This is a genomic window from Bradyrhizobium sp. USDA 10063, from assembly GCF_054063735.1.
This window is the reverse complement of record NZ_JBSSGP010000002.1, coordinates 4,007,900-4,019,265: the sequence shown is the minus strand read 5'-3', so window position 1 is coordinate 4,019,265 and position 11,366 is coordinate 4,007,900. Positions and strand designations below refer to the sequence as shown.

Sequence of the window (11,366 nt, the reverse complement as noted above, 5' to 3'; positions counted from 1 at the left end):
CCATGGCACGGCGCTTCACTGACGCGAACGAACTGCTGAACGATCTGCTGGACCGCTACGAAGGCGGGGTCGTGAGCCCCATCGCGCATCCGGACTACGACGCATTTCCTTCCGTGGTGGCCGCCGACACCTTCCTGAAGCAAATCGCGCGTGCCGGCGAGGTCGGCGCCGTCAGTCTCGGAATGGGAAGGGGGGCCAGACGGGATCAGATCGCCCACGTGAGGCTCCGCGCGGCCGATGCGCTCTATGGTCATCTAGATCGCGTTCCCGCAGGACAGCTCGCGCAAGACGCCGGCGCGCGTCTGGTCGCCGGCCTCACTTTGGATGAACGCCTGGACAAGGCTATCCCTTCGATCACCGACGCTTGGGGGAGAGGGAAGAGCTGGCATGGCTTCGCCTCGTCCGATGCCGACAAGCTTCGTGACGGTTTCGCTCTTGCCCAGGCCATCCTGGACAACAAGCATCTCGACGTAGACTATAAGACGTTTTCGCGTAGGACGGTGGGCTACAGCAAGACGCTCGAACACATAGAAGGCGTCGTTGTGCGGCTTCTCAGCGGGATCCTCGAGTTTCCGCCAGCCGCCCGCCCTCGAGAGGCACTTCGGACCATCGGGCTGGAGCGGTTCGCCCCGCCGCTCCTGATCGCGGGCCGGATCGACCTCGACGCGGCCGATCTGTCGCGGGCCGCTCCCCACTATCTCGGAATCACGCCCAAGGAGGCGGATCGCATCCGTTTTCGCGCGCCGCCCGCCTACATCCTGACGATCGAGAACTTCGCAAGCTTCAACAGACACATCGCCGAGGCGGATCCCGGTCGACTCGGAACGACGATGTACGTAGGCGGCTATCCTTCGCTCTCCACCCAACAAGCGCTGCGGACGATCGCGGGAATGGTATCCGAGGGCACGCCGCTTTTCCATTGGTCGGACATCGATCCTGACGGCACTTGGATCTTCCATACGATCGAACGCGCCATCGGTCGCCCCGTTCGTCCTCATCTGATGAGCGTCGAGATCGCCGAACGATCTGGCGAGCTGCCGCCTAAAAAGTCCGCGCCGGCGCGATGTGCGCCGGACTCAGGGATTGCGACCCTGGCAGGGTACCTGGCGAGGGAAGATGCCAAGACGCTCGAGCAGGAGGAACTCGATCCCGTCTTGCCCGTGCCTCTCTCCAACTAGAGAAACTTGGGCCTGCCTCAAGGACTCACATGTGCGGCAAGAGGGATCTTGACAGTGATCCGCGCCTGAATATTTTCTCGCCGGGAAAGCTCTTCCGGCCATCTCAATGAAGGATTGCGACGACCGTCAGGAGTGACGACGATGCTCGATGAAGAACTGGCCCGCATTCGCGCGCACCGCAACAACATCCATCGCTACCGGCGACTGCTTCGCACCAAGCTGTCGGAGCTCGAACGTCAGTTCATCGAACGCCGCCTCGCCGAGGAGAAGTCTTCCCTCGAATCCATTCCCGCCACGTCCTTCCCAGTCGCGTTTACGGTGACACAAGGTCCATCAGATCCCGCAGGGGCAGGGGCCTAGCAATGAGCGACCTTCGCGACCTCCTTATGCGCGGCAGCGAAGAGGTCATTGGACACTATCGACTGCTGCTGGCGAACGCCAGAACCGAGAAAGAGCGCCAGCTCTATCAAAGGCGGATCGAGCGCGAGCAGCGGCTGCTGGACGTGTTGCAGGGTGGCCTTGCCGATCGGTCCGTGGCATCTGGCGTGGCGCACGAACGACCTGCGTGATTGGCTCCTCAGAGGTCCTCCCGCAGTCCCTTGAAAAACGGGTGCCGGACCTTCCTTCGGCTGACTTGGCCCGGTACTCGATCTCTGCTGTGAGCTTCGGCTCGACCCAGATGCCCTTGCGCGCGATGCGCTTTGCGTAGGGCTGCGACTTGCGGATCAACGGCTTCAGCCGCTTCTGCAGGGCGGCGGTAGTGGCCTTGTCGAAGCCATAGTCTACCTTTCCGGCATAGACCAGGTCGGCACCCTTGTGTCGCCCGAGATAGATGCCGTCCCATTTGCCGTCTTCCAGGGCGAAGCCGGCTATGGTCAAGGTCTCCCGTTGCGCGCAGGTCTTCTTCACCCAATTGTTGCCCCGGCCGCTCGCGTATCCAGGCTTGCGCAGCCAGGCCAAGCGGGAAGAAGCTGTCCCAAGGCCGGGCTAACGCTGGTCGACCACTGCGCGGTGCTATATGGGCAGCGCCGACCTGAGCTTGACGAAAGCACGCGAGATCGCAATCCAGATTCGGCTGATCCACGGCCGGTGCCGCTCGTCGTGAACGACATGACGCGCGATCTGATTGCGCATGACGGTTGACGCCTGAGCCGCCGAGAACGCAGGCAGCCATTCGACCTTGCCGCCCGCGATGATGTAGTGCGATTTGCAAGGCGCATCGCAGACCGAAATCGAGGGCAGGACGGTAGGAGTGCCGTTCTGAGCAAACACCTGGTGGCTGTCGGGCACCAGCAGCATGACCCGATGCCCGCAGCCGCACGCGCAGGAAAGGGCAGCCACCTCGAACTCCTCGGAGTGATATAGCACGCCCTCCGCAAGCTGCTTCGGCAAGCGCTCGACAGCTTGGTAAGTGAAGCGCATCGCGGTCATCTTGCTTGTCGACCTCCAGCGTGGCGGTGTCGAAGATGCTGCAGGTTGCCTCGTCGAGGCGTTCGAGCAGTTTGAAGTGCTGCTTGAACCTGATCACGGCCATGACGGCGTTGAGAGCGTTCAGCTCGGTGATCTGCGCCTGCTTGCGGTATTCGTTGGCCTTTGCGTTCTCCGTCGGCAGCCGCGCGGTTCCGACGTTGTCGTCGAAGGCCTTGCGGTCGGTGCCGGTCACGCGGACGAATCCGCTCAGGCCGACGAGGGATCGATCGAGTCCCATGCCGCAATCGACGTACGGAATGCCGCGCGAGCTGAGCCAATCGACGATCAGGAGGCGGGCCGGTCCGTCGTCGACGGACACGAAGACGAAGTCGAAGGCGCTCAGCCGTTCGATGTTGGCGGCGGCGATGCGTTCCGGCACCGGCTCCAATCCCGCATGCCAGTTTCCGTACTGTCGGGCCAGCGCGTTCACCTTGAGCTCGCCGATGGCGCGGGGAACGAAGCCCGGTATCCGGAAGATCGTGTGGACGTGCACCTTGTCATCGTCGAACAGCGCGATGCGATCGAGATGCGTCCTCGCGATGAAATCCAGGATGTAGGATCCTGTACCGCCGAGGCCGATGATCGCCACGCACTTTCCGCGAAGCAGGGAGGAGATGTCGTTCATATGGTACCTTGAGGACATCGTGTCCGGGAAACGCAGGGGGCTGCCTTGCGCCGCCGCCTTTACGGCGATGCCGCGCAGGGGCGTCGCGTCCGGATAGGCGGCGAGCGCGGGGGCGGTGATCGCGTCGAGATAGGTCTGCACCTTCTCTTCGAACGAGCGATAGGGGCGGTTCTCGCCGTTTTCCTGCAGCTTGAACGAGAACGATTGATTGGCGACGAGATCCGGAGCGATCGTCACAGGATTCGGTCCCCCGCCTAGTCTGATCTGGCGCCCTTCCTGGTCGAACGGTCTGGTACCTCGCCACCATGCCTGATGATCGGACGGCGGGTCGATCACGGCGTTATTCAGGTCCAGCGGGCTGGCCCAATCGCCATGCTGAAGCGCGCCCTGATCGTCCAGATGGGGCAAGCCGTAGATGACGAAGTAGCCGCCCACGAAGCCAAGCTCGTAGCCGAGCTCCTCGAGATCCTGGACGAACGGATTATGACTCGCCAGTTCCGGCAACTCTAAAGCGCATGCCATCTTTCACAGTAACCTTCTGTCCAGGAGCCAAAGTGCCGCTCGGGTTCTCCGCGGGGCCGTGGGAATACTTCACGAGGTATTCGTTCGACGGGCTGCCGCCGCTGCCGAGATAGAGCTCGACAACCTGGGCGTACGAGATGTGCTTCTGCTCGATCTCGTGCTCGTCGGTGTTGACGAAGATCTCGAACACCTTCTGGCTGTAGAAGTGCGCGTTTTCCTTCAGGTGAATGGTCTCGGCGTCCCGGGGGATCGGCTTGTCTTCCTTGTCCCCATTGACCTCCCGGTACAGCCGCTCATGGGGAGGGATCTGCGCGAGCCCGTAGAGGGCTTCGCCAGTCGTGGCGTTCGGCGAGTCGTAGGGCTCGCGGTTGATATGGATGCGCACCAAATGCGCGACGACTTCGACAGACATTCCAGTGCCTTTCCTGCCTTTCGGCGCTTGCATTCCGCGCTCGGGGCTGTATAGCTGGTGTCCAGCCAGACAACACCCGGGCTCTTAAAAACGCCCAGTCCGCGCAGCGGGTAAGGGCGTGTTGTCCAGCCAGACAACAGTATGATTGTGGCAAGATTTTGTCGGGAGGACGGATGCCGGAAACGGCGCTTGGGATCTGGTTGAGGGATCTGCGGGACCGCCGCGGCATGAGCTTGCGGGAGGTCGCTGAGCGCAGCCGCGTCGACCACGCCTACATTTATCGCCTCGAGACCGGCACGAAAGAGGCTCCCTCGGACGAAGTGGTCGGCAAGCTGATATCGGCGCTGACGCCGCCCGAGCGCGACGCGGAGATACTTCGCTTCCTCGTCAACCACGCCAATATCGACGTCAAGCTGATCGAATTCGTGCGGGGCGATCCAGACATCGACTTCGAAGAATTTCACATGCTGACGACGACCGTGAACCGCGGCGCGCGCCCCGACTACGCTACGTCGCTCGCCCGCATCCGCAAATTCATGAAATAGGAAGGCAAGCGATGATCGATGAACTCAGTATCGCTATAAAGGCGCGTGAGTTCATCAGGCGTTGTGGACCGTTGGCCCTGCCGGTTTCGGTCGATGCCTACGCCTCGCAGATCGGCGGGGAAGTGCTCAAAGAGGCGTTGGAGGAGAACGAGGACGCCTGGTCCTTCCGCGACAAGAGGGGCAAGTACCGCATTTGTGTGAATTGCGCCCATAACGGGAGGCGCCAGCGGTTCAGCGTTTGTCATGAGGTGGCCCACGTCGTCCTTGAGATTAATTCCGATCATGCGACGCCGAGCTGGAGCTATTCGCGCCGTCCCCCAGGCGAGATCGCTTGCGATGTTTTTGCGGCCGAGCTGCTCCTGCCGTATCAGCTGTTCAAGCCGCGCGTCGACGGCGCCGACATCTCGATCTCGGCGATCAGCAGCTTGGCGGACGAGTTCGACGCGTCCGTGATCTCCACTGGCTCGCGTTTCGCGACCTTTTCTCGCGAACTGTGTGCCTTCGTCGTCTCCGAGGGAGGCAAGGTCCGGTACAGCGCCCGCTCTGCCCGGCTCCGCGAAGCGAAGGGGTGGATCAGGCCAGGCTCGCCTCTGCCGACGGACTCCTACAGCGCCCGTGTTCGCGCCGGCGAAGCGCCGTCGGGCGTCGAGGACGCCGATCCGGATTCATGGTTCGAGGATATTGCGCGGGATGGAGCGCTCTTCGAAGATGCGCTGCATTTGGGACATTGGGACCAGACACTGACACTGCTGTGGTTCGATGACGAGCAGCTGTCGGCGCCGACTCCGGAACGAAAACAATGGGACGAGGATTCCTACCGGCTACGCGAGCTCGACGGCGTGCTTCCGTGGCCTAGCGGTAAGAAGCGAAGGTAAACCATCGCCGAAGTGGACCTTCTCCAACTTTTCGATCAGCCCGCGGTCTAGCAGGCGCTCAGAGGTCTTCTTGGAGCTTCGCTTTCGGCTGCCGATTTTCCGGCGAAAAGCTGCGCGAGTGCGAACAGACCCCCCTCGGTTTTTCGGCGTTAAAGAAAGCGGCGTAAAAATCGAGGCAAAATCGTAAGTTGTGTCAGCAGGATGGGAAATCGAGTCCGTCTTAAGGGAGCAATCGAGTCGTTCTTAAAGCGAAATCGAGTCGTTCTTAAAGCGAAATCGAGTCGTTCTTTCGTTGTCCGTACACATGATTTGGACCATGGTGGGCCCGGCAGGATCCGAACCTGCACCCAGACTGTTATGGACGGCTAGTTCTAACCATCAAAGTCGCGCAGGAGGGATGGTACTCTTCCGGTCCAGACATACGCGGCGCAACGCAGCGGCCTGGCCACCGCCGAGAAGCTGCTCTCCGGCCGCGCTCTGGACGACGAGGAGATGGAACTCGAGCTCGGCGACGAGAACCTGGATTTCGTGGACGAAGAGGTCCGCCAGCTCCAAGCAATCATCGACGTCCTCTCGCCGCATCTGACGGACGCCAAGCTCGATGCCGTCCTGTACTACCTCCTGGAACGTCCAGATCCTTGGCTTCCGAAGGGCAAGTGGGTGGGCGAGGCGCTGACGCAGCGGATCCCGGACGAGCCGATCGCGGTGTACGCCGGCGCCGGCAAGTCCGGCATGTACATCAGCGGCGAGTGGAAGAGCGTCGAGCGTGAGCAGATCAAAAAGGCCGTGAAGGATCGAACGATCCGCCTGGTGGTGGCGACCGATGCGGCTTGCGAAGGCCTGAACCTCCAGACCCTGGGCACCCTGATCAACATCGACCTACCCTGGAATCCTTCGCGCCTGGAGCAGCGCATCGGGCGCATCAAGCGCTTCGGTCAGCGGTTCGATGACGAGCAGCTGTCGGCGCCGACTCCGGAACGAAAACAATGGGACGAGGATTCCTACAGGCTACGCGAGCTCGACGGCGTGCTTCCGCGGCCTAGCGGTAAGAAGCGAAGGTAAACCATCGCCGAAGTGGACCTTCTCCAACTTTTCGATCAGCCCGCGATCTAGCAGGCGCTCAGAGGTCTTCTTGGAGCTTCGCTTTCGGCTGCCGATTTTCCGGCGAAAAGCTACGCGAGTGCGAACAGACCCCCTCGGTTTTTCGGCGTTAAAGAAAGCGGCGTAAAAATCGAGGCAAAATCCTAAGTTGTGTCAGCAGGATGGGAAATCGAGTCCGTCTTAAGGGAGCAATCGAGTCGTTCTTAAAGCGAAATCGAGTCGTTCTTTCGTTGTCCGTACAGGAAACAACCTTTGGGTGTCCGCACAAGAATCCGAATCTGCACCTAGGCCGTTATGAGCGGCCGGTCCCAACCATTGCGGATGGAGGCGCGTGCGATGCCCGAGCGTTTCGCCTGGACCGATCCTTGACAATCGGCGTCCGTCATCCATTCTGTCCGGGTACCGGCTTGTCCAGCCGGGCCGTCCACATTGGCGAAGCCTTCGGGGCAGGACAGACTAATCGCAACTAACTCTCAATGGACATCCTTTTCTAGGGCGCCTTGAGCCAAGTGGACCTGTCTCGCCATATCGCGCGCCCGCGATGAGGACTGTCATGCGCTTCCATTATCCCAATCTCGACCGACCCAAAAAGGCCGCGAAACGCGTTGCCCGGCTGCTCGGAGATCGCCTACCGCTGTCGAAGGTTCAGAACGGCCTCGCTACGGTGCTCGGCTATCGCGACTGGCACGAACTGGAGTTTGCCCACTCCGCCCAGCCGCCGGTGCCGCTCGACCAAGACCTTTCCCGCGGGGACTTCCGCAGCCGCAGCGCCGACCTGACGTTGAAGCTCGCCCGGGCTCTCGACATCACGGCCGGGGAGGCGCTGTACGTCCTGTTGGCGTCCAGACTGACCGGTGACCCGGCACCATCGAGGATCAGTTCGCGATCCGCCTGCAGTGCTGGAAGGCGACCGGCGATTGGCCCGCTTCTGGAATGGCGGGGACCACCGTTCGTTTCCGCGGGAGCTTCGCCGGACCCCGGCGCCTTGCCATGCTGACGGCCGACTTCGGCCGTGAGCGCGATTCCCCGGTGCAGATCATCACCGATAATCGCTGTGGGATCTGCACGCGCGAGGAGATCTCCATTCCTCGCGATCCGCTGCCGCCGTTTCTGCCGCACCGGCTTTACTTCGTCTACGGCGCCTGGACGGAGTCGGACGGCAGCAAGGTCCTGTTCTCGCGAGATTACGCTCCACTCTGGCGCCTGCGCGACGGACAGCGGCCGCAGCAGGTCCCATCGACAGACTGGATCAAGCACCAGGACGAAATGTGGTTCTGGGAAGATGCCACCGCACCGTGGGAGGATCGGCATCGCCAGGCCGAGGAAGAGGTCCGCCTGAAGTCGTTCGGTATCACCGGATTGCCGCTGCTGATCGACCTGTTGCCGCTGATGGTCACGTCCGTGGGCAACGTTCGGATGCCGGCGGGAGTCCTGAGGGATCTCAGCTACGGGAGAAATCAGGTCCGCCCCGGCTCATGATGGCGTAGTGAGCAAATCTTCCGGGCGACCACCGTGTTGCTCGTCCGGAAGCCTCGCGTCCTAGGAACTTCGGGCCGGGTCCTCGAGGGTTAAGATCGCGATTTCCATTAGGAAGGCGGACCTTGTCCGGGCGCCAAGAGGTCTGCCAGGAACGCAAAAATATTCTCGGCTTTGGCGCCGGAATCCCCCGGGCAAAGTCTGCCGATTTCTAAATACAACGATCCCCAATTCCTGGGGTCCTTCCCAAGGCCTGACCGGAACCTGAGGACGATATCAACGGTCCCAAGAAGGATACCCATGAACACTCAAGACACCACCGAAACCACGCCGCCCAGCCAGACCGACTTCTCAATCCGGTCTTTCCTCCGGGAGCGCCAGGCACTGCTGGTCCATTTCTCGACGCTGATGAGCAACCACCCCGGCCTAGTCTTTCCTGACGACCTTCGGCAGGCGGCCGGTCTGGCCGACGTCCCGCTCTCCTTCAGCACGATCATGGCCGGCGATGTCGGGCCATATCAGCATCCCGACATGCACCCTGCGGACGCGAATGCCGGTGGCAGCATCGGCATCATTGTCGATATCCCTTCGAACGACTCCGTTGTCACCGTTGGGGCCAACGACGACGGCACCTCGTTCAACCCGTCAACCGGCGAAATCATATCGGGCGGCTACACTCCTACCTCGGAAAGCTGCGCACGGAGTATCGACGAGCGCAGAACCAGCAACGAGTGGCTCGTTCGCGGCTACCGCACGGTCGGAATATTCGCCTTCGGCCCGATCCTCGTCAGGCATTTCACCGGCGGCGAGGGAGAAGTCGACCGAGACGCCGCCTTCGCTTGCTTTCCGCAATTTCGGATATTTTCCGTGCACGGTGGGCAGTTCGTGGAATTCGACCGCGAGACCAGAAAGTGGAGTCCGGTATCGTACGACACGATCATGAGCGCGAGTCCGCGCGCGGCAGGTCCGGTCAACGCCGGTGATGGCTCCTCATCTGCTGAAGCCGAATAAGGCAGGCCTCGGCAAACAAACCGGTAGGCTGGGTCCCAGCCGCAGGTGCCATCACGTAGTGATGGTACCACGAAGAGCCAACGTAAGACGCGCCAATAAACATAGATAGTAGAATGGCTTAGAGGTAGATCGAAGTACATCGACTCGCTGTTATCCTGAAAGCCCGCGGTTTCGACTCGCTGTTATTGCGAAATCCGACTCACCGCGGATTCAAAAAAGCCCGGTTTTATTGAGTCTAGACGACTCGCTCTTACCTGGGGCGGATAACCAGCTTACTGATAAGCCTGATGCCGTTGCGCCTCACGAAAGCGCGACAAATGGCATTGCGCACGATCGCATTGAGCCGAGAAGGCCGGCGACGATTCGCGCACAAAGCCATGTCCGAGGATGTGCGTGAAGAGCATGCACAGCTCTACGGTGTTGGTCGCGAAGCTCATTTGAAGTTATCCGCCCACCACGCGATCAGACGCGAAGCAGCGAGCCGCCGCATCCCGAGGACAGCGGCGGCGCCACCAGAATGCAGGGGAGAGCGATCCTCGCCGAGGGCGTGCTTACCGCCGGAGGCCGTTTTTGCGAATGCAGGAGTAATAGGCATTCGCCCCGACAGAGTTCCCTTCGGCCGCAGCGGCGGGATTGGCAGAAGCCATGCCCACTTGGGCTCTTGCCGCCTCATTGGCCTGCCTGAAGCATTCAGCGCGTATGGCTTGGGTCCTATCCATTGGTTTTGCTGTTTGTGCCCATGATGCGGCTGCAAGGAATGGAAGAATAGCGACCGCCAACAATGTCCGCGTACCCAGCATAGTTTGCCTCCTTGAAGACGTTGGTTGCAGCGTGATGCGGTCTCGCTCCGTTCGAGGCGGGCCTGGCGATAATCCGGAAAGCCCTCAGCTCGCCCAGGCTGGTGCCAAGGCCACGCGCCCATAGGCAAGGACGGCAAGAAGTGCATGTTGACTTAGATCAATGCCGCGGATCACGCGATGCAACGCCAGCCAGAAAGCCTGCCTCGCTGCATCGCGCACCAATTGCGCCATACGATGCCGGCAAAGTGAGTGTTCCGAGCTTTTTTCGTGCCGCCTGCAGCGCCGCCGCAACACCACCGCCCCGAGGGCTGTACGGAATATAAATTCCTGCACGACGTGATGTCGTGAGCGCGCAAAAAAGTAGGTTTATCAAGGCGAAAGCTGGCGGGCAGCAGTGCCGCCGCCCAACGGTATCACGCATGAAGTCATCATTGCCGTCGGAGGGAGGTCGATGCGCTTTGGCTGTGATGTTCCCTCCGCGTCGCCTTGCCAAGGCCACGACCTTCACCGACACTTCCCGCGACGCGACGCGAGAGGAACAATGACGATTGTCGGCTCCACTTATTTCAGGTTCGGTTTGCTGTTGGCCGCGACGGTGATGCTCGCGATGTGGCCGCGACCCAGCGCTGCTTACACGCCCGAGCAGCAGCAGGCTTGCTCGCCCGATGCGATGCGACTCTGCAGTGCGTTCATTCCGGACGTCGATATGATCACCGCCTGCATGATCCGCAACAAGGCGCAGCTCTCGCCGCCATGCCGCGTGTTCTTCGGTCCTGACCCGGAGGAACGACGCGAACGCAGGCGGCGCGCCAGACCCGAAAATTAAAGCGCCATCGCGAACCGCGAAGCAGCGCGATTCTCCGGCACGAATCGCGCGGGCGCCGTTTCAAGTCCTGTGCGCGCGACAGACTGACGCCTTGCGGCGGCTTCGCTCGTCAACATCTTCTCGCGCGAGGAGAATCCGGTGAGCGAACATTACAAGATGGAAATAGACCGGCACTTTGCCTGGCTCGAAGGCAAGCTGCCGACGCGGCCCGCCAGGTTCGTCGCGTGGCTGCGCAGGCCGTCGTCGCGTTATGCGCGGATGCCGCTTGCCATTCTCCTGATGTTCGGCGGCGTCTTCAGCTTCCTGCCGGTGCTCGGGCTCTGGATGCTGCCGCTTGGACTCCTTTTGTTCGCACAGGACGTGCCAGTGTTACAAAAGCCGACCGCACGGACTCTCGGGTGGGTTGAGCGCAAGTGGACCGAGCGTCAGCGCGCCAAAAACGTGCCGTAATCCGCCGAAAAAACCCGCATCGGCTTCTATTGCCGGTTGTGTGCGCCGCAGGGTGTGACTCAAACAACAACATTT

14 protein-coding genes and 2 pseudogenes are annotated in these 11,366 nt (G+C 61.3%); 11 read left to right on the top strand and 5 right to left on the bottom strand.

Annotated elements, in window-relative coordinates; translation table 11 throughout:
• Nucleotides 1–2 precede the first annotated feature (2 nt).
• The 3 genes from ACVJGD_RS21025 (at nucleotide 3) to ACVJGD_RS21015 (ending at nucleotide 1,747) form a co-directional block, all read left to right on the top strand.
• Nucleotides 3–1,178, top strand: coding sequence for a Wadjet anti-phage system protein JetD domain-containing protein (locus tag ACVJGD_RS21025; RefSeq protein ID WP_456636127.1), 1,176 nt, complete (start codon nucleotides 3–5; stop codon nucleotides 1,176–1,178).
• A 141-nt stretch (nucleotides 1,179–1,319) separates the two neighbouring features.
• The gene (locus tag ACVJGD_RS21020; protein WP_456636126.1) at nucleotides 1,320–1,538 is read left to right on the top strand and encodes a hypothetical protein; all 219 of its coding nucleotides are present in this window, start codon (nucleotides 1,320–1,322) and stop codon (nucleotides 1,536–1,538) included.
• Between the two features lie 2 nt (nucleotides 1,539–1,540).
• Nucleotides 1,541–1,747, top strand: a complete 207-nt coding sequence (locus ACVJGD_RS21015) for a hypothetical protein (RefSeq protein ID WP_456636125.1) — start codon at nucleotides 1,541–1,543, stop codon at nucleotides 1,745–1,747.
• Between the two features lie 8 nt (nucleotides 1,748–1,755).
• Here ACVJGD_RS21015 and ACVJGD_RS21010 read toward each other — a convergent pair.
• The 4 genes and pseudogenes from ACVJGD_RS21010 to ACVJGD_RS20995 form a co-directional block, all read right to left on the bottom strand.
• Nucleotides 1,756–2,114 (bottom strand): annotated as a pseudogene (locus ACVJGD_RS21010) (ATP dependent DNA ligase); the annotation flags it as partial.
• A gap of 78 nt (nucleotides 2,115–2,192) precedes the next feature.
• Nucleotides 2,193–2,477, bottom strand: coding sequence for a DUF6527 family protein (locus tag ACVJGD_RS21005; protein WP_456640325.1), 285 nt, complete (start codon nucleotides 2,475–2,477; stop codon nucleotides 2,193–2,195).
• A 199-nt stretch (nucleotides 2,478–2,676) separates the two neighbouring features.
• A pseudogene (locus ACVJGD_RS21000) lies at nucleotides 2,677–3,795 on the bottom strand (ThiF family adenylyltransferase); the annotation flags it as partial.
• Complete coding sequence (locus ACVJGD_RS20995) at nucleotides 3,755–4,207, bottom strand: multiubiquitin domain-containing protein (protein WP_456636124.1); 453 nt, start codon at nucleotides 4,205–4,207, stop codon at nucleotides 3,755–3,757. The pseudogene ACVJGD_RS21000 and the gene ACVJGD_RS20995, both read right to left, overlap by 41 nt.
• Before the next feature lie 173 nt (nucleotides 4,208–4,380).
• Between ACVJGD_RS20995 and ACVJGD_RS20990 the strand changes: the two genes are divergently transcribed.
• From ACVJGD_RS20990 to ACVJGD_RS20965, 6 genes are all read left to right on the top strand, one after another.
• Nucleotides 4,381–4,752 carry a helix-turn-helix domain-containing protein gene (locus ACVJGD_RS20990; RefSeq protein ID WP_456636123.1) on the top strand — a complete coding sequence of 124 codons (372 nt, stop codon included), beginning with the start codon at nucleotides 4,381–4,383 and terminating at the stop codon, nucleotides 4,750–4,752.
• An 11-nt stretch (nucleotides 4,753–4,763) separates the two neighbouring features.
• Nucleotides 4,764–5,627 (top strand): ImmA/IrrE family metallo-endopeptidase, encoded by an 864-nt coding sequence (locus ACVJGD_RS20985; RefSeq protein WP_456636122.1) that lies wholly within the window; start codon nucleotides 4,764–4,766, stop codon nucleotides 5,625–5,627.
• A 492-nt stretch (nucleotides 5,628–6,119) separates the two neighbouring features.
• Nucleotides 6,120–6,689, top strand: a complete 570-nt coding sequence (locus tag ACVJGD_RS20980; protein WP_456636121.1) for a C-terminal helicase domain-containing protein — start codon at nucleotides 6,120–6,122, stop codon at nucleotides 6,687–6,689.
• A gap of 592 nt (nucleotides 6,690–7,281) precedes the next feature.
• Complete coding sequence (locus ACVJGD_RS20975; protein WP_456636120.1) at nucleotides 7,282–7,725, top strand: hypothetical protein; 444 nt, start codon at nucleotides 7,282–7,284, stop codon at nucleotides 7,723–7,725.
• A complete protein-coding gene (locus ACVJGD_RS20970; protein WP_456636119.1) occupies nucleotides 7,719–8,207 on the top strand; it encodes a hypothetical protein in 489 nt (162 codons plus the stop codon). The genes ACVJGD_RS20975 and ACVJGD_RS20970 overlap by 7 nt, the downstream gene beginning before the upstream one ends.
• Nucleotides 8,208–8,504: 297 nt before the next feature.
• A complete protein-coding gene (locus ACVJGD_RS20965; RefSeq protein ID WP_456636118.1) occupies nucleotides 8,505–9,215 on the top strand; it encodes a hypothetical protein in 711 nt (236 codons plus the stop codon).
• Between the two features lie 272 nt (nucleotides 9,216–9,487).
• On the opposite strand, the gene ACVJGD_RS20960 is transcribed toward ACVJGD_RS20965, so the two are convergent.
• Nucleotides 9,488–9,652 carry a hypothetical protein gene (locus ACVJGD_RS20960; RefSeq protein WP_456636117.1) on the bottom strand — a complete coding sequence of 55 codons (165 nt, stop codon included), beginning with the start codon at nucleotides 9,650–9,652 and terminating at the stop codon, nucleotides 9,488–9,490.
• A 904-nt stretch (nucleotides 9,653–10,556) separates the two neighbouring features.
• Between ACVJGD_RS20960 and ACVJGD_RS20955 the strand changes: the two genes are divergently transcribed.
• Complete coding sequence (locus tag ACVJGD_RS20955; RefSeq protein ID WP_456636116.1) at nucleotides 10,557–10,841, top strand: hypothetical protein; 285 nt, start codon at nucleotides 10,557–10,559, stop codon at nucleotides 10,839–10,841.
• 156 nt (nucleotides 10,842–10,997) lie between these two features.
• Nucleotides 10,998–11,291 carry a hypothetical protein gene (locus ACVJGD_RS20950; RefSeq protein WP_456640324.1) on the top strand — a complete coding sequence of 98 codons (294 nt, stop codon included), beginning with the start codon at nucleotides 10,998–11,000 and terminating at the stop codon, nucleotides 11,289–11,291.
• The last annotated feature ends 75 nt before the right edge of the window (nucleotides 11,292–11,366 follow it).